Consider the following 21,122-nt stretch of genomic DNA (forward strand, 5'->3'; position numbering starts at 1 on the left):
CGGTTGACATGTGACCTTTTGGTCACCTATTCTCGGTGCGTGCCCGACGAGGACCTGGTTTTCAAGGCTCTGGCGGATCCGACCCGCCGGTTCCTGCTCGACCTGCTCTACGCGCGTGACGGCCGCACGCTCACCGAGCTGGAGTCCGAAGTGGACATGACGCGGTTCGGGGTGATGAAGCACCTCAAGCTGCTCGAGGAAGCCGGGCTCGTCGTCTCCCGCAAGGAGGGGCGCGAGAAACGGCACTTCCTCAACCCCGTCCCGATCCGGCAGATCCACGACCGCTGGATCGACAAATACACCGAACAGCACGTTTCGTCCTTGCTCGACCTCAAGGCCGAGCTCGAATCCGAGGAGCCCGACTCATGACCGAGACCACGACCGTGCAGGTCAACCGCGTCTACATCAAGGCAACCCCGCAGGCCGTGTGGGACGCCATCACGAAGCCGGAATGGACCGCGAAATACGGGTACACCGGCCTGGCGGAGTTCGACCTCAAGCGCGGCGGCAAGCACCGCACCAAGCCGACCCAGGCGTTCATCGACGCCGGTTACACCAGCGACCTGCTGGACGGCGAGGTCCTCGAAGTTGATCCGCCACGCAAGCTCGTGATCACGTGGAAACTGCTGATGGACCCCGGTCTCATTGCCGAGCCGTACACCACGCTCACCTACGACATCGAGGAAACCCAGACCGCGGGCACCCGCCTCACCGTGACGCACGACGTCACCGGTGCCCCTGGCCACGCCGCTCTCGTTTCGGGCGCGCAGGAAGACATCAACGCCGCGCCCGGGGAAAACGCCGGTGGGGGCTGGGCGTGGGTGCTGTCCGACCTCAAGTCCGTGCTGGAGACCGGAAAGGGCGTCGCTGCCTGACGTCGAGAGTGGCTGTGCTCACCCGGCACAGCCACTCTCGGCGGTTCAGCCGCGCTGTGTTGCCGCTTTCAGCGCGGCTTTTGCGGCGGCTGGGGTATTCAAGAAATCCAATCCGAACAACGCTGCCCCGACTACCGGGTTCACGTCGACAACCCGCACTTGGGCGCGGGGCGCCACTTTCAAGCAGCGGCGTTCGATTTCCGCAATCACCGGGCTTCCGACGCCGGTCAGAACACCGCCGCCCAAAACGATCTCCGGAGTCGCTGACGTGAGTTCCAGCCGTCGCAGGATTACTGCGACCAGGAGGCTTACTTCCTCGGTGAAACGGGTTACGACCTCCTGTGCCACCTCGTCTCCTGCTGCGGCGACCTCGAACAGGAGCGGGCATAAACCGTGGATCGAAGCGGCGTCGATCTCGTGGAAGTGCAATCCCTGTACGACATCCAGAAGTGTTGCCGCACCGAAATAGTTCGCCACCGCGGATTGTAAAGCGGTGCGTGGACCACGTCCGTCTTCAGCGCGTACCGCCCACCAAAGGGCTTCTTCGCCGAGCCGGTAACCGCCGCCCCAGTCGCCCGATACCTTACCCAGTGCGGGGAATCGGTACGAGCGACCGTCCGGACCAACGCCGGCGCCGTTGATTCCGGCACCGCAGACCACCGCGACGCCGGTACCGTCTGTGGTTCCGGCGCGTAGCAAAGCCAAAACATCGTTGCCAACGGCCAAAGTGGAGCTCCACCCTCGGGCCGCCAACACAGTGCGTAGGGCGTCTTCTTCCCGCGGGAAATCGAGACCGGCCAAATATGCAGTGGTGTGGAGGGCAAAAGGGCGTTCGGTGGGCAAACCCGCGGAGTGGAGCGCGGTCAGGACGAGATCTTCCAACGCGGCAACGCATCCGTCGACGCCGACCCGTTGTGGCGAAGCGCCAGGGCCGCGGGATTCGCCGAGTACCTCGCCGTCCCGCGAAACCACCAGCACCTCGGTCTTGCTGTTCCCCCCGTCGATCGCGACGATCATGCCCGCGCCCAGGGCAGGAAATCCCGGTTACGGGCGACGAGGGTGTCCGCCAGCTGGTCCGCCTTCGCGTATTGGCCTACCAGCGGATGCGCGAGCAGGGCGTCCGCGACGCGATCCCGGCCGCCCTTGATCGCAGCGTCGAGCGCCAAGTGCTCATATGCCGTGACACCCGCAATCAGCCCGGCGAATCGTGGGTCCACCGGGGACTGCGGGATTGCCTGTGCACCAGTTGAGTCCACAGTGGACAATACTTCGATCACGGCATCGTCGGGCAGGAAATCGAAGGTACCGTTGTTGCGGACATTCACCACATGCTCTTCGGCCGGACCACCTGAGGTCAGCGCGTGCACGAGTTGCACCGCAGCTTCCGAATAGTAGGCACCACCACGCTTTTCCAGTGATTCCGGCTTGGTTACCTGCTCCGGGTCGAGGTAGATCTTCAGCAGCTCTTCTTCGACATCGCTGACGACCTCGGCGCGCGGCCGCTCGGTGAGCTGTTTCGCCACCAGTTCGTCGTGCGAGTAGTAATACTTCAGGTAATACGACGGAACCGCCTGCATCCGCCGCATCCACTCCACCGGAGCGCTGACCTCCTCGCCGACGAATTCCGCATGCTGGGCAAGCAGATCCGGCAACCGGTCGACGCCGTTCACCAGTACGCCGCGTTCCCAGCTGAGGTGATTGAGTCCGGTGTGGACCAACCGGACGTCGCCGGTCGACGCGCCGAGCAGCTTCGCGAACTTGCGTTGCAGATTGATCGCGACGTTGCACAGGCCGACCGCGCGATGCCCTTCCTGCAACAACGCGCGGGTGACAATGCCGACCGGGTTGGTGAAATTCACGATCCACGTGTCATCGCCGACCACCTTGCGCACGCGTTCGGCAATGTCGAGCACCACCGGTACTGTGCGCAACGCTTTCGCCAGCCCGCCCGCACCGGTGGTTTCCTGGCCGATGCAACCGCAGACATGCGGAAAAGTCTCGTCCGAAGCACGGGCCTTCTGGCCGCCGACCCGCAGTTGGATGAGCACCGCCGACGCGCCGTCGACGCCTTCCTCCAGGTTGGCCGTCGTGTGCACCCGGGCCGGGTGCCCGGCATGCTCCAGAAGCCGCTGGCTGAACCCGCCGACGGCCTCGACCCGGTAGGCGTCCGGATCGATCAGCACGATCTCGTCGACGTCGAGCGAGGCCCGCCGTCCGGCGATGCCGTCGATCAGCTCCGGCGTGTAGGTGGACCCACCGCCGACCACTGCCAGTTTCATCCCTTGACTCCCGTGAACGTGATGCCCTTGACGAACGACTTCTGCGCGAACACGAACAGCACGATCACCGGCGCCATGATGAGTGCGGTGGCGGCCATCGTGAGATTCCATTCCACGTGGTGCATCCCGCGGAAGGACGCAATGGCCAGCGACAGCGGCCAGTTGTCCTTGTTCTCGCCGGTGTAGAGCAGCGGCCCGAAATAGTCGTTCCAGGTGAAGAGGAAGCAGAACATCGCGGTGGCCGCGATCCCGGGTTTCGCCATCGGGATGAGCACCCGCGTGAGTACCCGGAACTCGTTGCAGCCGTCGATCTTCGCCGCTTCCAGGTAGTCCTTCGGAATGGTGAGGAAGAACTGCCGGAGCAGGAAGATCGAAAACGCGTCGAAGAAGAAGTACGGCACGATCAGCGGCACGAGGGTGCCGGTGAAACCGAGCCGCACCCACAGGTCGTACAGCGGAACGACGGTGACCTGCGGGGGCAGCATCATCGCGACCACAGTGAGCATGAAGAACAGATTCTGGCCCCGCCACCGCAGTTTCGACAGGCCGTACGCCGCCGGGATCGCCGACACCAGCGCGCCGATCGTGGCAAGTCCCGAATACAGCAGGCTGTTGCCGAAGTACTCCAGCAGCGGCGCCCGTTTGAACACCTCGATGAAGTTCTCGAAATGCCATTCCGCCGGCCACAGACTCGACGACATCGCCTGGTCGCTCTTCATCACCGACGTGAGGAAGACGAACAGCAGCGGCAGCATGAAGATCACGCCGAGCGCGATGCCGACCGCATGAGTGGCCACAAAGGACAGTTTCCGATCCCACCGGCGCTTGAACTGCACCCGCGGACTGGCTGGAGGCGCGGGTGCCGAAAGCGTGGTCATGCGCCCTCCTCCTGATGCTGGGTCTTCCGCATCTGCCGTACCAGAATCCACGTGAATCCCGCGGAAACGATGAACAGCAGGACGGCCATCGCGGCGGCGTAACCCATGTTGAAGTACCGGAAACCCTGTACGTACAGCCAGATCGGATAGGTCAGGGTCGAGTTCTCCGGCGCGCCGATCAGCTTTGAGTTTCCGGCGACGTCAGCAGTACCCGCCGATGCGGACGCTGCGACAATTGCCTGCGTGAAAAACTGCAGCGCGTAGATCATCGAATTCACCACGCCGAAGAGCAACACCGGCGAGATCGACGGCAGGGTGACGTGCCAGAACCGCCGCAGCGGACCGGCTCCGTCGAGTTCGGCGGCCTCGTACTGTTCTTGCGGGACATCGAGCAACGCGGCCAGGATGATGATCATCAGCTCGCCGGAACCCCACAACGCGAGTAAGGTAAGCGCGGGTTTCGACATCGCCGGGCTGTTGAACCACAACCCGCCGTCGACCCCCACCAGCCGCAGAAACCGGTTCACCGGACCGAAATCCGGGTTGAACACGAAAACGAACGCGAGTGTGGCGGCAGCCGGCGGCGCAAGCGCGGGCAGATAGCACAGCGTACGCACGAGACCCACACCGGATTTGAGTCGCGAGATCACCGACGCGACGCCGAGGGAGAACAGCACCCGGCACACCGTCAGTACGATCACCAGCCACAACGTGTTGTACGCAGCGGTTTTCACCAATGGTTCGCTGGTGAACATGCGGACGTAGTTGTCCAGCCCGATCCACTGTGGAGGGTTGATCAGGTCGTAGCGGGTGAACGAGTAGTACAGCGTCGCCAGCAGGGGGTAGGCGAAGAAGACGACGAATCCGAGCGTCGCCGGTGCCATGAAATAGAACACCGTGCGACGGCGCTTGGCCCGGACCGAACCCCTCCGCGCCGTTACGGGCGCGGAGGGAGTTGCGGATTCCGGAACGGACAGCGTGGTCATCCCCCGGCGCCCTTCTGCGCCAGCGCATCGTTGACCTGCGCGTCGACCTGCTTGAGCCCGGCCGTGAGGTCAGGCACCGAACCGGCCTGCCATTTCTCGGCGAAATCGTTGACTGCCTTGAGGAACGCGTCCCCGATCGGCGTGGTCGGGTTGGCGACCAGCTTGCCGCTGCCGTAAATGTCGAGGAACGTCTTGAACTGCGGCGGCACGTCGAGCTTCGGCGAGCTGAGCGATTCCTTGGTGCTGGGCACGTTCTTCAGGCCGTTGGCCATGTCCACGAGCGTGTCGGTGTCGAGGGAGACCTGCTTGATGAGCTCCCATGCCGCACCGGGATTCTTGGCGCCCTTGGGAATGGCGATGATCGTACCGGTGGCGAATCCGCCCCCGTACTGGTTCGCCATGCTGTCGAGCACCGGCGCGGGCGCGGTTCCGTAGTCCAGCGACGGGGTCTGGTCCTTGATGAATGCGGTGCGGAACTCGCCGTCGTACATCATCGCCAGCTTGCCGGTGTGGAAACCGTGGTCCTTCGAGTACTCGTCACCGAGTCCGGCCTTGAACTTCTCGACCTTGTCGTGGCCGCCGTAGAAGTCGATCAGCTTCTTCTGGAATTCGAACATCTCCTTCCAGCCGGGGCTGGAAGCAAGCGAGGACTTGCCGTCGTCGCCGATGAACTTCGCGCCGAAGTTGGGCGCCCAGTACTGCGCCTGGTTGGCGTAGAACGGCATGGCGGGCAGGAAACCGGCGACCTTGATCGAACCGTCGGCGTTGAACTCGGTGAGCTTTTTGGTGTCCTCGAACAGTTCCGTGGTCGTCTTCGGTGGCGACGTGATTCCCTTGGCCGCGAAGAGGGCCTTGTTGTAGTAGAGCCCGTAAACGTCGGCGAGCATCGGCATCGCACACCGCTTGCCTTGGTACGACGTATAATCCCGGACTGCCTGCGGAATCTGTTCCAGGTCGACCTTGTCCCGATCCAGGTACGGCTTCAGGTCCTGGAAACTGCCGGTGGAGCACCACGCGCCAAGATTGTCGGTGTAGAACGAAATCGCGACGTCGGGCGGATTGCCGCCGCGGATCGACTGCGTGAGCTTGTCGTCGTCCTGGTTGCCTTCGTGCTTGACGGTGATGTTGGGGTACTTGGCTTTCAGCTTGTTCAGCGCGGTGGTGACCACGCCGTATTCACGGTCGGTGAACTTGCTGTAGACGGTGATGGTGAGCTTGTCGTCCTTGTTCGGCGGCGCGGCGGCGTCGCCGGAACCGGTGGGTGCGGCGGCACCGCACGCGGCGGTCGCCAGCAGCGCACTCGCCGCCACGGCGCTGAGCAGCAGAGACCCGCGCCTGCGCGCGAGCCCCCTGGTGCGGGTGGGAGCGGACATGACCCTCCTGTCCATCGGGTGGTTCTACTCGGTCGGGGACGGGGATTTGTCCCCCTCGGGGCGGCGGAACCCGAGGAGGGTGGGCGTGACGACGCCGAAGACGTCCTCACGGGCGGTGGCGAGCGCGGCCTGCAAGGCACCCGCGCGCACGGCGTTGCCCTGCACCGAAGCAGCGCCGACGGGTGTCCGCGGCAACACCAGATCGTGCAATTTTTCGGCGACGTTCTCCGCGAATTCGTCGCCACCCGCGCGGCTGGTGTCACCGCACAGCAGAATCAGCTGCGGGTCGGCGATCGCGACAAGGCTCGCGATTCCACTGGCGACCCGGCGGGCGAGATCGTCCATGAACCCTTGGTGCGCAATGCTTCGAGCCTTGGTGACCGCATCCCAGCCGGTGTCCGCGGAGATGCCGTGCGCCTTCGCAAGCCGGGCAATGGCAGACGAGTCGACAAGATTGCCGAATCGAGCACCGGTGGCCGGCCAGCTGTCGCCGGTGTCCACAGTGGCCGGATCGGGAACCCGCATCCAGTCGATCTCACCCCCGCCGCCGGTCGCGCCGCGCAGCAGCCGGCGGCCGATCACCAGCGCACCACCGACCCCTTCGGACAGCCAGACGAGCACGAAATCGTCGACGCCCTGCGCGTTGCCGACGGTCATTTCCTCCACCGCAACGAGGTTTACGTCGTTCTCGATGGTCACCGCAACGCCGAGCTCGTCGCTGAGCCGCGCGGGCACGTCGAAGCCGAGCCAGCCGGGAATGTGCGGGGCCGAGGACAGCAGGCCGGTGCGCGGATCGAACGCGCCTTGCGCACCGATCACGACGTTGGCCAGGTCGTCGAGCTGCAGCCCGGCGGCCTTGGTGACGCGGCGCAACGCCTGGCCGAACGAGCCGACGACGTCCGCATCCTCGGCGACCGGCAGCTGCACGCGGTACTCGGCGAGCACCGCACCGGCGACGTCGGCGACCACGAAGTCCGCGACCTGCGGCGTGAGATCGACGGCCGCGACGTGCGCGAGGCCGCCGTTCACCGCCCACAGCTGGGCGCGCGGCCCACGCCCGCCACCGGCGTGCTCCCCGGCCTTGCCGACGAGATTGTCCTGCTCAAGACGGGTGAGCAGCTGCGCGGTAGCCGGTTTGGACAGCCCGATCGCGGCCCCGAGCTCGGCCCGCGTGAGCGGCCCGTCCCGCAGCAACGCCTCGATCGCCGCGCGGTCGTTCATCTCGCGCAACACCCGTGGACTGCCGGCTCGCACCTGGCCGCTCCTTTATTAGGAAACTTTACAGACGGTTTCCGGCGACTGTAGTGAGCGGCGCCACAGGCGTCAATGGGCTGGGGAAACAGCGCGATAACGGCTTGCGCGCGAAAGCTGCAAAGAGTCGTCAAACATGCGCGGAGAGTGTCCAACCGAAAACGGCAAAGGACCTGGAAGGTCCACAGTGGACGCCGAGGGTCAGGCTTCGGCCCACGCCTTCAGCATCACGCGGGCAATCGACGAATTCCCCGGCAGCAACAGGTTCGATGCGCCACCGGCAATCGGGGTCGCCGTGCCGAGGTTGCGGAACGCGGTCCGGACCTCCTCGCGCGACACCCACAGCGCTTCCTCGATCTCGCCGTCTGCCGGGACCAGCGGGGCATCCCGGTCGGCTCGGGCGGTGAAGCCCAGCATGATCGAGCGCGGGAACGGCCACGGCTGGCTGCCCAGATACCGCACGTCGGTGACGTCGACGCCGACTTCCTCGCGGATTTCGCGGACGACGCAGCCCTCCAGCGACTCCCCCGCCTCCACGAAACCGGCGAGCACCGAATACCGGTCCGGCGGCCAGATCGGCTGGCGCGCGAGCAGCACGTGCGAACCGTTGACCCCGTCGGTGTCGTGGACGAGGCAGATCACCGCGGGGTCCGTGCGCGGGTATTCCTCGTGCCCCTTGGCCTCGCAGCGGCTGGCCCAGCCGAACTGGACCAGGTGGGTCGGCGAACCGTCCCGGGTGCAGAACCGCGACTGCCGCCGCCAGTTGCGGAGCGCTTGTGCGGTGGTGAAAAGCCCGGCCGACGTGTCGTCCAGCCGGTCGCCGTACCCGCGCAGCTCGACCCACACCTCGCCGTCGGCGCGCGGTACTTCCTCGACCACGCCCCAGCTTCCGGCCATCCGGACGGTGTCCGCGTCGCCCTCGGGACAGCCGGGCAGCGACCAGTACGCGGTGTCCTCCCATTCGCCGAGGAACACCGCGTCCGCGGGCGGTTCGGTGCCGAAGTCGATGGCTTTGCGGGTGGCCAGCGCCGAACTGCCCTCGGCGACCGGCGTGCGGCCGGTGTCGTCGAGCAGCACGACGCGGGCCTGCGACCAGCTGGAGACAAGCCGTTCCGGGTCTGTCCGCAGCGTCTCCTGACGGTCCACAGTGGACCGGGACAGGGTCGGCAGCGCCCCCAGTTCGAACGGAACGCTCATCACTTGCCCGTGACCACGCCGAGAGCCGCGATCTTCGGGGCGAGCTGCTCCGCGTCGCCGACCACCACGCCGGTGAACCGGCCCGGGGCGAAGAACTCCGCCGCCGCCTCGGCGACCTGCTCCGCGGTGACCGCCGCGATCCGCTCCGGATGCTCCTGCAGCCACTCCGCACCGAGGCCGTTCGACGCCAGCGCGAGCAGCTGCCCGGCGAGCCCGGACTGCGACGACGTACCCGTGACGAGCGAGCCGATCGCGTACTGCCGCACCGATTCGACCTCCTCGGCCGACGGCGGCACGGTGGCGAGCCGGAACATCTCGTACCGAGTTTCCAGGTACGCCGCCGCGGTGACCTCGTTGGCCGTGTCAGCGTCCACATTGACCACTGCGCTGTCGCCGGTGAACTCGAATCCCGAATGCGCCCCGTAGGTGTATCCCTTGTCCTCGCGGATGTTCTCCACGAGCCGCGACGAGAAATACCCGCCGAACGCCAGATTCGCCAGCTGCAGAGCCGGATAACGCGGATCGGTGCGCGACACGGTCTGTGCGGACAACCGGATCTGCGACTGCACGGCACCGGCTCGCGGGACCAGGATTACGTTGCCACCGTTCAGTTCCGGCAGCGGCGGCAGCACAATCGCGGACCGCTCCGACGCCCAGCCGCCGAGCGCACGCTCCAATTCGGACGGTACCGCCTGCGGGTCGACATCGCCGACGACCACCAGCACGGCGCCGCGCGGCAGCACCGAAGCCGCGTGCAGCGCAGGGACCTGCTCAGGGGTCACTTCGGCCACATCGGACGCTTCGGGGACTTCGCGCGTGACGGGGTGATCGCCGTAACGGTGCTTCTGCAACGCTTCCCGCGCGATCGTGCGCGGCTGCGTACGCGACACCGCGATGCGCTCGATCAGCCGCTCGCGTTCGCGCGCGACCTCCGCCTCGCCGTACGTGGCGCCAGTGAGCACGTCGCCGAGCACGTCGAGCAGTGTGGGCAGACCGTCGGCGAGCGCACTGCCGTTGAAGAACAACCGCTCCGGGTCGACACCCGCACTGAGGTCACCGCCGATCAGCGCGACCTCGGCGTCGATCTCCACGCGGTCGCGCCGCGCGGTGCCGGTGAGCACCGTCTCCGCGAGCACCTCCGCGGTGGCCGCGTGCAGCCGGTCCTCCCCCGCGAACGGGATCCACAGCCGCAGCTCGACCATCGGGACGCTCGCCTTGCGCACCGCGAGCACGCGCAGCCCGTTGGACAGCGTGGTGTCCACATGGGACAGCTCAGCGGCGGCGCGCTGCTGCCCGAGCACGGGAAGCGGACGCGGTCCGGCAGCGGTACGGCCGATCTCCTCGGCGCTGCGGTGTGCGGCCTTGACCTGTTCTGCCGAGGTCACTGTTCGTCCGTCCCTTCGGAATTCTGCGCGGGCTTGACGACGAGCACGGCGCGCGCGTCGGGGCGAAGCGCCTTCGCTGCCGCTGACACAGCTTCGCCGGAGACTGCGGACAGGCGGTCGGCGAGCCGGTAGACCAGCGACGCATCGCCGTACAGCAGTTCGAACGCGCCGAGCGCGAGCGTGCGCGACACGAGCCGGTCGTGCTCCGTGTGGAGGCTTGCGGCCCAGCGCGCGGTGACCTTCTTGAGCTCGTTGGCGTCCGGCGGCGTGGACGCGAGCTTCTCCAGCTCCTCGTCCAGTGCGGCGAGCACGCGTTCGCGCGGCACGTCCGGCGGGTGGATCGCGGTGATGGTGAACGTGTCCGGGTCACGGGCTTCGAACGGGCCGAAGAGCCCGGCGCCCGCACCGACGTCGACCACCAGCAGCTCGACGTGCACCAGCCGCTGCTGCAGCCGCGAACCGTCACCGTCGGTGAGGACGCCCGCCAGCACCAGGTACGCGAGGTAGCCGTCGAGGTCGTTGATCGGGTCCGGCATGCGGTAGCCGACCGCCAGCGCGGGCAGCGGCGCGTGTGCGTCGGTGTGCTCGCCCTGCAGTTCGGTGGTGGGCAGCGGTTCGGCGAACGACGGGCGCACCGGCGCGGGCCGGTGCGGGACGTCGCCGAAGTGCTTCTCGATCAGCGCCTTGGCGTTGTCGACCTCGAAGTCGCCCGCGACGGTGAGCACCGCGTTGGCCGGCGAGTAGTAAGTGTCGAAGAAGGCGGCGCAGTCTTCCAGCGTGGCGCCTTCGAGGTCTTCGAACGCGCCGTAGCCGTCGTGCGCGTTGGCGAAAGTGGAGTACAGCACCGGCGGCAGCAGGATCCACGGGAACCCGCCGTACGGCCGGTTGCGCACGTTGAGCCGGATCTCCTCCTTGACGACCTCGATCTGGTTCGCCAGGTTCTCCGCGGTGAGCTTCGGCGCGCGCATCCGGTCGGCCTCGAGGAACAGCGCGCGTTCGAGCGCGGCCGAGGGCAGGACCTCGTAGTAGTCGGTGTAGTCCGGATGCGTGGACCCGTTGAAGGTGCCGCCGCTGGACTGCACGTGCCGGAAGTGCGCGAGCTTCTCCAGGCTCTCGCTGCCCTGGAACATGAGGTGCTCGAAGAGGTGCGCGAACCCCGTCAGCCCCTCCGGCTCGGAGCGGAAGCCAACGTCGTAGTGCACGCTGACGCCGACCACCGGCGCGGTCGGGTCCGGGGCGAGCACCACGCGCAGACCGTTGTCGATCGTGAAACGGATGAGCTCGGGATCGGCCATGCCCCCACCCTACGCAGGCACGGGTGCCTTCGGCTCGTCTGGTCGCACCTGTTCCACCTTGCTGAACGCCGTCTCCAGCGCGGCGACGAAACCGCTGGTCCGGGCCGTGGGCACGGTGTCCTCTTCGGCGGTGCCGTACCAGTACGCCGTGAGCGAACGCCCCTTCTCCAGCCACGCGTCCGCTTCGCCCAGCGCGTACGCGTACGGGAGCGCGCGGGAGAACAGCAGTTCGTCGTCCGGGGTCGTGGCCAACAGCTCGGCACGAAAGCCGCGTAGTCGGTCGCGTAGCTCGGCTCCGGCTGACGTCCGCGTAGGCACGATTCGTGCACTGGCCGCCACGGCGACGCCGAGGGTGAGAAGCACCAACCCGAGTTGTGCGTAACCGACGGTGAAGGCCAGTAGCACGGTGAGGAATCCACCGTACGCACACAGTCGCCAGCCAATCTTCGACAGTCGCGACGTACGGCGTGATAGCCATCCGCGGCGGATCACGTCGGCATACAGCTCTGCTTCGGCAGACTCGCCCGATACAGCTGCTGCGTACGCGGCTCGTTCGAAGGCAGTCAGCTGCTCGTCCGGCGGGTTGCGTCTCATGAGCACCCACTCGCGCGGGCCCACTTCGCTGACCCAGAGGTAGTTACGCACGCATAGGTCGAGCACTGTGGCGGCGAAGTCGATGGGGCTGACGCGTCCGGTGAAGAGCGGGCCGATGTGTCCAGGGAGGACACCGTCGGGCGAAGCGAACCGGCCGCCGTCGAGAAGGGGCACTGCGGGCGCGCGTCGGTCTCTACGCCGCATACCGAGGGCTACAGCGGCACCGATGGCGGCGAGAGCTGCGAAGGCGAGCCATGCCCACCAGACCGGTGTGGTGACTGCGAAGGCGTTTATGGGGACGAGCTTCTGCGTCGCCGGGACAGTGCCGCTGGGCAGTTCGGCGGTCAGCTCCACCCGCGAGCCGGGCTCGAGGTTCGAGACCGAGACGCGGGTGAGACCGGAATGGTCGATTTGCGCGGCGCCGCAGCGGGTCGTGGTACCGGGTGGACCGGCGAGGCAGGTGAGCGCGTCGGGGATGGCCGGGGCGGCAAAGGTCGCACGGACCAGTCCGAGCCGGGTGTCCCAGCCGCCCGCGACATCCCAGGTCACGTTCTCGACGCCGAGGCTTTCGCTGGCCGCACCGTCCACTGTGTACCGGAGCACGGACGTCCCGCCGTTCAGCGTGAAGGTGATCTGGTCCTTGCCCGACTCGGCATTTCCGGCGCCTTCGATACTTACGTCGCGTACGCCGAGTACCCGCTCGTGGTCGCGATCTACCTTGGTACGCAACGGAATCGTGCGGGTCATCATGGCGCCGCGCGGAACGGAGACCGCCTCCGTGACCGACAAGCTGCCGTCTCGCTGGATCTTCAGTTCGACCTCTGCGCTCTGCGGCAAGCCCGGCAACGGGGGCGCGAGCAGGAACGGGATTACCAGGAGGGCCGCGAGGTTCACCGGCCGGACCTCACGGCGGCGCGGCGCTCGGCCATGGTCTGTTCGCGGCGCCGACGCAACAACCACCCGGCACCGGGGAAAACCAGCGCGGCAATCGGCAGTCCAGGCAGGAAAACGGCGAACGGCGAAGACGAGTCGAACCGGGCGTTCACCGGCAATGGTCCGGTTTGGACAGCCAGGTCGATCCGATCACCACGCGCGAGCCCCTCCTGCTCCGCGCGGACTCCGCCGCCGCGGAGCTCGGAAAACGTGCACTGCCGAGCGGAACCGACCCGTCCCGCGTAACAGTCCGCTGTGGACACTCCGGGGGCGGCGAAGGTGGCAGTGACGCGGGCGAGGTCTTGCTCCCAGCCGCCGGTGACCTGGAACCGGACGGCACCACCGGCGGCGACCGCACCGTCCACTGTGTACTTCAAGGTGGCCGGTCCGGTGAAACTGATCGTGGTGCCGTCGGCGGTGGCGGCGCCGGCGAGCTGGACGTCGGTGATCGAGTACCGGCGGATCTCGTCGTCCGTGACCGGGATGCGTTCGGCCAGGTGCTGTACGGCCGGGGCATCGGTGACGACGCGTTCGACGACGGTGAGCAGGCCGTCCGGCGCGGTGGTGACCGTGATGTCGACCAGCATGTCAGCTCGGCGGAGTGAACGGATGATCGGAGTCGGGCCGGACCGGCGGGGCGGGGGGAACCGGCGGCGGGCTGTAGTGGGGAGCAATCCGCGCGTGGTCGCGGTTACGCCGTTCGGCCAGCACCGCGGTGAGGAAAACCCACGGCGGCATCCCGTACGGCACCGGCACGCCGACCACCGCGGAAACCTGCTGCGACAAGCTGAACCCGAGCGAGGCCACGGCTTCCGGGCGCAGTTCGTGATACCGGCTGAGGAATTGACGCGCGGCCATGGCGAGGTCGTCGGAGAGGCGGCTGAGGTCGAGTTGCGCGGCCCAGCCTTCGAGCCCTGGTGGCATCAGCAGCAACGCCTGCGCGGATTCCGGCACGCGCTCGCGGATCACCAGGGTGCCGGCGAGGTAGTCGCCGACGCGACGGCCGTCCGACGACGTCAGCGACACGATCACGGCGACCGCGCCGAGGAAACCGAGCGCCCAGAAGTCGACGAAGAACCCGGCCAGCGCCCGGGTGAGGGCGTGCCGGAAGCTGATCGGACCGCCGTCGACGCGCACCACCCGCAGCCCCAGCGCGAGCTTGCCGAGCGAACGGCCGCGGCTGAGCGTCTCGAACAGCACCGGGTACCCGATCACGACCAGCACGAACACGGTCAGCAGCAGTGCCACCGCGAGCGCCGAGTCGAGCGACCCGGCAGTGAGACCCAGCGCGACGACCGCGAGCAGCAGCAACGCGCCCTGGACCAGGACGTCGAGGAGCATCGCGACCGCGCGGCTGGCAAGCTTGGCCACCCGCAGGTCGAGGACGACGGCCTCACCGGTGACGAGATCGGACTCTTCCTGCACGCGACCAGCGTAGAGCGCCCGGGCGGGAGGGCCACCACTATCCTGGCCCAGTGGACGTCGATGTGTTCGTCGCCGCGCACCGCGCGGAGTGGACCCGGCTTGGAGAACTCGCAGGCCGGCGCCGGCTCACCGGAGCAGAGGCCGACGAACTGGTCATGCTGTACCAGCGCGCCGCCACCCACCTCTCGATGATCCGCTCGACGGCCCCCGACCCGGCACTGCTGGCGAGGCTGTCCGCCCTGGTCGCCCGAGGCCGGTCAGCGGTCGCCGGCTCGCACAGCCCGGCGTGGCGCGAGGTCGCCCTGTTCTTCACCCGCCGCTTCCCGGCCGCGGTCTACCTGAGCCGCCGCTGGTGGATCCCGGCCGCGCTGCTGTCGCTGGCCGTGATGGCGGTGCTGGGCGTGTGGATTGCCGGAGACCCCCAGGTCCGCGCATCGATCGTCTCGCCGGACGAGGTCAAGGCCCTCACCGCCCCCGGCGGCCAGTTCGAGTCGTACTACTCGAGCGGCCCGGCGGCGTCGTTCGCGGCAAAGGTGTGGACGAACAACGCCTGGGTAGCCGCGACCTGCCTGTTCCTAGGGATAGCGCTGGGCCTGCCGGTGATCTCCGCACTGTGGCTGAACTCGCTGAACGTAGGCGTCGCCCTTGGCTTGATGACCGCCGCCGGCCGCGGCGACGTCCTGCTCGGCCTGCTTCTCCCCCACGGCCTGCTGGAACTGACCGCAGTGTTCATCGCAGCGGGCACGGGCCTGAAACTGGGCTGGACGGTGATCGACCCAGGCCGCCGCTCCCGCAGCAAAGCCCTGGCGGAACAGGGCCGCTCGGTGGTAGTGATGGCGCTGGGTCTGGCGTGCGTCCTGCTGGTGTCAGGCGTAATCGAAGCCTTCGTGACCCCGTCCGGCTGGCCGACCTGGCTACGCATCGGCATCGGCGCGGTGGTGGAACTACTTTTCTTGACGTACGTCTTCACCCTAGGCCGCCGAGCCGCCCGCGAGGGCGAGGTAGGCGACGTAGACGCCCGCACCGCCGGAGACGCGCTCCCCGAAGCCGCCTGATTCCGTGAAGGGAACCATCACGGAATCAGATTCCCTCATGGTTCCCTTCACGGACCTACATTCCGTGAAGGTTCCCTTCACGGACTTCCCCCACCCACCTACCGCAGCCGACGCACCCACCGGGACCAGGCACCCAGCCCCCGCCCTGCACCCCGATCCGAAGCCCCCACACGTGCGGAGGGTGCTTGTCAAGGCATCTTTCCCGCCTTGACAAGCACCCTCTCAGCCAACGCAGGCGCCAGCTCGGCAGGCACCGCATCCACCACCCCCACCCCCCGCCGCCCCAACCGCGCCACCACCGATGCCCGATCCCCCAACGCACGCTCTGCCGCAGCCGCATCGAACACCGCCTCCGCAGACCCCCGCGAAGCAGCCATCTCCGCCACCCGGGGATCCGCCACCGAGGCCACCAACACCTCGTGCCGCGCAGTCAGCGACCCCAGCACCGGAAACAACCCCTCCTCCAGCGGCGCCGTCTCCAACCCGGTCAACAACACCACCAAAGCCCGCCGCCGGGTACGGCGCAGCACCTCCGCCACCATCCCCCGCGCATCCGTCTCCACCAACGACGGCTCCACCGACGCCAGCGCGTTCACCAAAGACGGCAGCAACGAAGACGAACTGGGCACCGAAGCCCGCACCACCCGGTCATAAGCCACCAGATCAACCCGGTCACCCGCCCGGGAAGCCAGCGCAGCCAACAACAACGCCGCATCCATCGCCGCATCCAACCGCGGCGCATCACCGACCCGACCGGCCGAAACACGACCGGTATCGAGCACCAGCACCACCTGCCGGTCCCGTTCCGGCCGCCACGTCCGCACCATCACGTCCGCCGCACGGGCAGTCGCCCGCCAGTCGATCGAGCGGACGTCATCCCCGATCACATACTCACGCAGCGAGTCGAATTCCGTCCCCTGCCCCCGGATCAGCACCGCATTACGCCCATCCAGCTGCTGCAACCGAGCCAGCCGCGACGGCAGGTGCTTCCGGCTGTGGAACGGCGGCAACACCCGAACCGTCCACGGCACGACATGCGAACCCTGCCGCGCCGCCAACCCCAACGGCCCCACCGCACGCACCGTCACCCGAGCCGCCACGCGATCGCCCCGCCGCGTAGGCAGCAACGCCGTGGGGTACGCCCGTCGCTCCCCCGCTGGGATCACCACCGCATGCCGGTCATCCGCACCCGCGCTCGGCGGCCAAGCGTCCCGCAGCACTCCGCGAACCACGCGCCGACCCGGATTCGTCACCGTCAAAGTGACCTCGGCCGGCTCCCCGAGCCGGACGGAATTGGTGCCACTACGCGAAAACTGCAGCGCCCGCACACTCCCGGCCAGCGCCAGGTCCACGACGACCAGCACGAGCAGCACCGCGACAACGCCCGCAACGCCGACGATGGACGGAAACAGCAGCCCCACCACCAGCGCCCCCACGAGCGCCAGCAGCCCGAGCCGCCCGGTGAGGGCCATGCTCAGCGCGGCACCGGCACGGAGGCCAGCACCCGGTCGAGGACGCCGTCCGCGGTCACGCCTTCGAGTTCGGCCTCGGGCCGGACGTCGAGACGGTGCCGCAGCGCGGGCCGGGCCAGCGCCTTGACGTCGTCCGGAGTTGCGTAATCCCGCCCGGCCAGCCAAGCCCACGCGCGTGAGACGGCGAGCAAAGCCGTTGCCCCACGCGGAGAAACGCCGAGCCGTACCGCGGGTAGCTCACGGGTCGCCCGGCACAGGTCGACCACGTATCCGATCACTTCCGGTCCCACAGTCACCTGCGAAACCGCCTGCCGCGCCGCCGCGAGTTCTGCCGCGCCGGCCACCGGGCGGATGCCTGCCGCAGCAAGGTCACGCGGGTCGAAACCCTGTGCGTGCCGCCAAAGGATGCCGATCTCGTCCTCGCGCGACGGCGCGGGCATGGTCAGCTTCAGCAGGAACCGGTCCAGCTGCGCCTCCGGCAGCGGGTACGTTCCCTCGTACTCCACCGGGTTCTGCGTCGCGACCACGACGAACGGGTCCGGCAGCGGACGCGACCGGCCGTCGATCGACACCTGCCGCTCCTCCATCGCCTCCAGCAGCGACGACTGGGTTTTCGGCGGCGTGCGGTTGATTTCGTCCGCCAGCAGCAGGTTCGTGAACACCGGTCCCTCGCGGAAGGAGAACTCGCCGCTGTGCGCGTCGTACACAATGGACCCGGTGACGTCGCCCGGCATCAGGTCCGGCGTGAACTGCACGCGCGTGGTCTTCAGGTCCAGCGACGCGGCCAGCGCACGCACGAGCAACGTCTTCGCGACGCCGGGTACGCCTTCCAGCAGCACATGTCCGCGGCACAGCAACGCGAGGATGAGCCCGGTGACGGCCGCGTCGTTGCCCACCACGGCCTTCCCGACCTCGGTGCGCAATGCGATCAGGGCCGCTCGCGCGTCCTGCCTCTGTTCCGTACTCAAGAACGCTCCACCTCTCGTTCCACCACGTCCAGTTCGTCCGCCAGCCGCACCAACGCCGCTTCGTCGGCAGGCGGCGGACCGTACAACGCCGCTCCGACCTGCGCCGGCGCCCGGCCGGTGCGCGCGCTCACCGTCTCCACCACCGCGGGTGGACCGGCATCGCGCGGCAAGCCCAGCCTCGTCCGCAATCGTTCGCGGGCCGCTTCCCGCAAGGTCTCGCCCGCGTGCCCGCTCGCGCCACCCCGGCGGTACAGCCGCGCCCGGCCCTCGGCCGTTTCCGCCGACCGCACCACCACGGGCAGCGGTTCCCGCACCACCGGTCCCAGCCGCCGCGCCCGCCACAACGCGAACAGCACCGCGGCAATCCCGGCGGTGAGCGCACCGTACCGCCAGCCCGGCGGGATCAGGTCGAAGAACGGCCGCTTCTCGCCGGCCAGCGCCGGGTCCTCTGTGGACGGTACGTACCAGACCAGCTTCCGGTGATCTCCCAGCAGCCGCATGCCGAACGCAGCGTTGCCCTCGTCCGCGATGCGGTCGTTGGTGAGCGCGACACCGGTGCCGACCACGGTGACGGTGCCGGACCGGTCGGCCACCTGGACGAACGTCGGCAGGCCGCCGTCGCGGTAGCACGAGCGCGCTTTGGGATCTGTAGTGCGGTAATGCACTCCGCCGAGCGTGGCCGTACCCGCACTGACCGCGGCGCCGACCGTGCACTCCGGCTGCAGCGTACCGACTTCTCCCTTGCCTGCCGCCGAAACCGACGGCACGGTTTGTACCAGCGAACTCGGCCCGGGCGCGACGAGCACCAGATGCGCGACCCGCCGCCGCAGCTCGGTCAACCCGTTGCCAGGCACCAAATCCGGCGAGGTGACCAGAAGCGTGCCACCGTCGGCGGCCTGCCGGGCCTCGGCGATCGTGTGTACCGGCTGGACCTGGACCCCTTCCTGCTCCAGCAGGTGTGCAAGGGCGTGACTGCCGCGTGGCTCGTAAGAACCGGGTTCGAGCTCACCGGAAGTCTGCGACCCACGGCTGAGCACGATGCCCAGCGCGACGAGGACGATCAGCAACAGGATGGCCAGGGGAAACCGCACACCTCGCCAAATCCGGCGCAGATCGGGAGAAACCGCTGTGCTCATGCGGACGCCAACACCGGCCGCGTACGCCGAACACGCTCATCAAGATCGGTCAACGCCTGGTAGCCCGCCTCGGTGCCGGGCCGCCCGCCGTAGTGAACGTCGTCGAACAGCCGGGCCGCCGCGGTGAGGTCGGCGGCCAGATCGGGCAGGAGTTTCCCGGCTTCGGCGACAGCTTCGTCCGCGGTGCGGCCAGACCGGACGTCGAGCAACGCCCGCTCTTCCAAGCCCCGGACCAGCGCACGGAACCGTTCCCGCACGGCGTCGGCGAACTGCCCGCGTGCCGCGGCTTCCTCGGCCGCCCGGCGGTACTCGTCGGCGGTCTGCCGACGCCCGGTGAACACCTCGCCCGCCGACCGCGCAGTCCGGCCGACCTTGCCCACCTGCAACCGCACCACCACGGCCAGCACGATCACGAGCCCGATCACCAGCAGCAGCCCGAGCGGACCGCCGGGGACCCCGGACAGCGCGTCCAGCAGGTCGGAAATCCGCTGGCCGAGCCACTCCATCACCTGCTGGACGACACCCGGCCGCGCCGCCGCGTACCCCGGGTCGCGCAGCTCCTCGATCGCCCGCAGGCGGGCGGGGTCCCGGTCGAGGTCGACCGGGACGTCGGTGAGGAGCAGGATCACCACGCCTGCGGCGGCTTGATGCCCGCCGCCCTGGCCAGTTCGATGTCCATGCCCTCGCGGCGCATCCGCTGGTCGAGGTAGAGAACCACGGTGACCAGCGCGATGAACGGCGCGACGATCGTCGACGCGATCACCGTGCCTGCCGACTGCAGCACGAGCCCGCCGGTGGTCATCTCCGGAACGGTCGCCTGCGGGTCGAACAGCCCGCTGAACGCACCCGAGGAGAAACTGAACGGAAGCCCGATGATCGTCCGGATGATCCAGCCGATCACCTCGGCGAGCAGCAGCACGCCGAACACGCGCCAGAACGCACCGGCCACGAGCTGGCGCGACCGCGAGAACGCCTGCCCGATCGTGCCGCGTTCCAGCACCAGCGCCGGGCTGGCGAGCGACCAGAACACGTACGGCAGCACCGCGGGCAGCAGGCAGAACGCCGCCGCGACGATCGTGGCCACCGTGTACAGCACGGTCACCGCCAGCAGCGGCAGCAACCGCGGCGCGACCTCGCGCATGGCCGAACCGAAATCGACCGGACGGCCCAGCACCGCCTTGCCCATCACCACGGTGAAGAACCCGGTGAGGAAAGTCTGGGTGAGCATGGTGATCACCAGGGCCGGCAGCACCGCGATGAGCGTGGAGCCGAGGACGCTGTACAGCGCGTCGAGCTGCTGCTGTTCGGTGGCGGCCGGGCCGAGCTGCACGACCCGGTCGATCTTCGGCAGGAGCAGCAGCGACGCACCGAGGTTCAGCGCCCCGGCGATCACCGCGACGATCGCCGACATGCCCAGGATCAGCACCGGGTACCGGCGGATGGCGGTGATCGCGCCGTCGAGGATGTCCCCGACGTTCAGCGGCCGCAACGCAATCACCCCCGGTTTGCCGAGCCCGTCCGGGCTCCAGCCCTGCCGACCCTGCTGACCCTGAGGTCCGCCGGGGTAGTGCGGCAGCGGCTGCGGTCCCGGCTGCTGCCCGGGGGACTGCCATCCGCCGGGCTGCGGTGTCTCACCTGGGGTCGGCGGGGTGGACGCGCCGGATTGCGGCGAGTTTTGGCTTCCCGGCGGCGGATTCGCGGCCGACGGCGGCGTTGCGCCGGTGGATTCCGGTGGCTCGGGACGCGCGAACCCGCGGCTCGGGGTCGGCGTGTCGTCGCCGGGTCCGGGCGAACCGGGTGTGTCTGTCATCGGAGCCCCTCGTCTGCACGGCCCTTCGGTTGCTGCCTGCACTCTTCCAGAGGCCTCCTTACCCGGCCAGACCTGGGGTGACGTCCGGATGGGCCAAAGGTCGGCGGAAGTGCTGCAGCGGCCCCCGCGTCCCCCGATATGCTGAACGGCAAGCCGGGAGCCACCCGGCCCGCGCCGACACCCACCGGGACTGCCCTGATGACGCAACCG

At 68.3% G+C, this 21,122-nt stretch carries 20 protein-coding genes; 3 read left to right on the forward strand and 17 right to left on the reverse strand.

All coding sequences use genetic code 11. The annotated features are described in order from the left end of the window. Positions 1–39 precede the first annotated feature (39 nt). Together OO71_RS38940 and OO71_RS38945 are read left to right on the forward strand one after the other, a co-directional pair. Positions 40–369 carry an ArsR/SmtB family transcription factor gene (locus tag OO71_RS38940; RefSeq protein ID WP_033295059.1) on the forward strand — a complete coding sequence of 110 codons (330 nt, stop codon included), beginning with the start codon at positions 40–42 and terminating at the stop codon, positions 367–369. Then, the gene (locus OO71_RS38945; protein WP_033295060.1) at positions 366–875 is read left to right on the forward strand and encodes an SRPBCC domain-containing protein; all 510 of its coding nucleotides are present in this window, start codon (positions 366–368) and stop codon (positions 873–875) included. The genes OO71_RS38940 and OO71_RS38945 overlap by 4 nt, the downstream gene beginning before the upstream one ends. A gap of 45 nt (positions 876–920) precedes the next feature. On the opposite strand, the gene OO71_RS38950 is transcribed toward OO71_RS38945, so the two are convergent. From OO71_RS38950 to OO71_RS39005, 12 genes are all read right to left on the reverse strand, one after another. Continuing rightward, positions 921–1,892 carry an N-acetylglucosamine kinase gene (locus tag OO71_RS38950; protein ID WP_033295061.1) on the reverse strand — a complete coding sequence of 324 codons (972 nt, stop codon included), beginning with the start codon at positions 1,890–1,892 and terminating at the stop codon, positions 921–923. Then, positions 1,889–3,154 carry a 6-phospho-beta-glucosidase gene (locus tag OO71_RS38955; RefSeq protein WP_033295062.1) on the reverse strand — a complete coding sequence of 422 codons (1,266 nt, stop codon included), beginning with the start codon at positions 3,152–3,154 and terminating at the stop codon, positions 1,889–1,891. The genes OO71_RS38950 and OO71_RS38955 overlap by 4 nt, the downstream gene beginning before the upstream one ends. Then, complete coding sequence (locus OO71_RS38960) at positions 3,151–4,032, reverse strand: carbohydrate ABC transporter permease (protein ID WP_033295063.1); 882 nt, start codon at positions 4,030–4,032, stop codon at positions 3,151–3,153. The genes OO71_RS38955 and OO71_RS38960 overlap by 4 nt, the downstream gene beginning before the upstream one ends. Then, positions 4,029–5,018: a carbohydrate ABC transporter permease gene (locus OO71_RS38965; protein ID WP_033295064.1), complete on the reverse strand. Its 990-nt coding sequence runs from the start codon at positions 5,016–5,018 to the stop codon at positions 4,029–4,031. Before OO71_RS38965 ends, OO71_RS38960 begins: the two co-directional genes overlap by 4 nt. Further along, positions 5,015–6,391 (reverse strand): extracellular solute-binding protein, encoded by a 1,377-nt coding sequence (locus OO71_RS38970; protein WP_033295065.1) that lies wholly within the window; start codon positions 6,389–6,391, stop codon positions 5,015–5,017. Before OO71_RS38970 ends, OO71_RS38965 begins: the two co-directional genes overlap by 4 nt. Positions 6,392–6,415: 24 nt before the next feature. Then, the gene (locus OO71_RS38975) at positions 6,416–7,624 is read right to left on the reverse strand and encodes an ROK family transcriptional regulator (protein WP_033295066.1); all 1,209 of its coding nucleotides are present in this window, start codon (positions 7,622–7,624) and stop codon (positions 6,416–6,418) included. 219 nt (positions 7,625–7,843) lie between these two features. Next, entirely contained in the window at positions 7,844–8,839 is a 996-nt protein-coding gene (gene nudC / locus OO71_RS38980) for an NAD(+) diphosphatase (RefSeq protein WP_033295067.1), read from the reverse strand. Continuing rightward, positions 8,839–10,224 carry a M16 family metallopeptidase gene (locus OO71_RS38985; protein ID WP_033295068.1) on the reverse strand — a complete coding sequence of 462 codons (1,386 nt, stop codon included), beginning with the start codon at positions 10,222–10,224 and terminating at the stop codon, positions 8,839–8,841. The genes nudC and OO71_RS38985 overlap by 1 nt, the downstream gene beginning before the upstream one ends. Then, entirely contained in the window at positions 10,221–11,519 is a 1,299-nt protein-coding gene (locus tag OO71_RS38990) for a M16 family metallopeptidase (protein ID WP_033295069.1), read from the reverse strand. The genes OO71_RS38985 and OO71_RS38990 overlap by 4 nt, the downstream gene beginning before the upstream one ends. Before the next feature lie 9 nt (positions 11,520–11,528). Beyond that, the gene (locus tag OO71_RS38995; protein WP_033295070.1) at positions 11,529–13,007 is read right to left on the reverse strand and encodes a DUF2207 family protein; all 1,479 of its coding nucleotides are present in this window, start codon (positions 13,005–13,007) and stop codon (positions 11,529–11,531) included. Beyond that, the gene (locus OO71_RS39000; protein ID WP_245633918.1) at positions 13,004–13,633 is read right to left on the reverse strand and encodes a DUF2207 domain-containing protein; all 630 of its coding nucleotides are present in this window, start codon (positions 13,631–13,633) and stop codon (positions 13,004–13,006) included. Before OO71_RS39000 ends, OO71_RS38995 begins: the two co-directional genes overlap by 4 nt. Before the next feature lies 1 nt (position 13,634). Continuing rightward, positions 13,635–14,471, reverse strand: a complete 837-nt coding sequence (locus OO71_RS39005) for an RDD family protein (protein ID WP_033295071.1) — start codon at positions 14,469–14,471, stop codon at positions 13,635–13,637. Positions 14,472–14,521: 50 nt separating this feature from the next. Here OO71_RS39005 and OO71_RS39010 point away from each other — a divergent pair, with 50 nt between their 5' ends. After that, on the forward strand, positions 14,522–15,526 hold the full coding sequence (locus tag OO71_RS39010; protein ID WP_033295072.1) for a stage II sporulation protein M: 1,005 nt from the start codon (positions 14,522–14,524) through the stop codon (positions 15,524–15,526). A 188-nt stretch (positions 15,527–15,714) separates the two neighbouring features. Here OO71_RS39010 and OO71_RS39015 read toward each other — a convergent pair whose 3' ends face one another. From OO71_RS39015 to OO71_RS39035, 5 genes are read right to left on the reverse strand one after another with little or no spacing between them, the layout of a single operon-like run. Then, positions 15,715–16,998 (reverse strand): DUF58 domain-containing protein, encoded by a 1,284-nt coding sequence (locus OO71_RS39015; protein ID WP_033295073.1) that lies wholly within the window; start codon positions 16,996–16,998, stop codon positions 15,715–15,717. A 2-nt stretch (positions 16,999–17,000) separates the two neighbouring features. After that, positions 17,001–17,966 (reverse strand): AAA family ATPase, encoded by a 966-nt coding sequence (locus OO71_RS39020; protein WP_033295074.1) that lies wholly within the window; start codon positions 17,964–17,966, stop codon positions 17,001–17,003. Continuing rightward, positions 17,963–19,102, reverse strand: a complete 1,140-nt coding sequence (locus OO71_RS39025; RefSeq protein WP_033295075.1) for a DUF4350 domain-containing protein — start codon at positions 19,100–19,102, stop codon at positions 17,963–17,965. Before OO71_RS39025 ends, OO71_RS39020 begins: the two co-directional genes overlap by 4 nt. Next, the gene (locus OO71_RS39030) at positions 19,099–19,734 is read right to left on the reverse strand and encodes a DUF4129 domain-containing protein (protein ID WP_033295076.1); all 636 of its coding nucleotides are present in this window, start codon (positions 19,732–19,734) and stop codon (positions 19,099–19,101) included. The genes OO71_RS39025 and OO71_RS39030 overlap by 4 nt, the downstream gene beginning before the upstream one ends. Beyond that, a complete protein-coding gene (locus OO71_RS39035) occupies positions 19,728–20,912 on the reverse strand; it encodes a DUF7847 domain-containing protein (protein WP_033295077.1) in 1,185 nt (394 codons plus the stop codon). The genes OO71_RS39030 and OO71_RS39035 overlap by 7 nt, the downstream gene beginning before the upstream one ends. Between the last annotated feature and the right edge of the window lie 210 nt (positions 20,913–21,122).

The sequence above is a fragment of the Amycolatopsis jejuensis genome, assembly GCF_000717335.1.
Classification (GTDB): domain Bacteria; phylum Actinomycetota; class Actinomycetes; order Mycobacteriales; family Pseudonocardiaceae; genus Amycolatopsis; species Amycolatopsis jejuensis.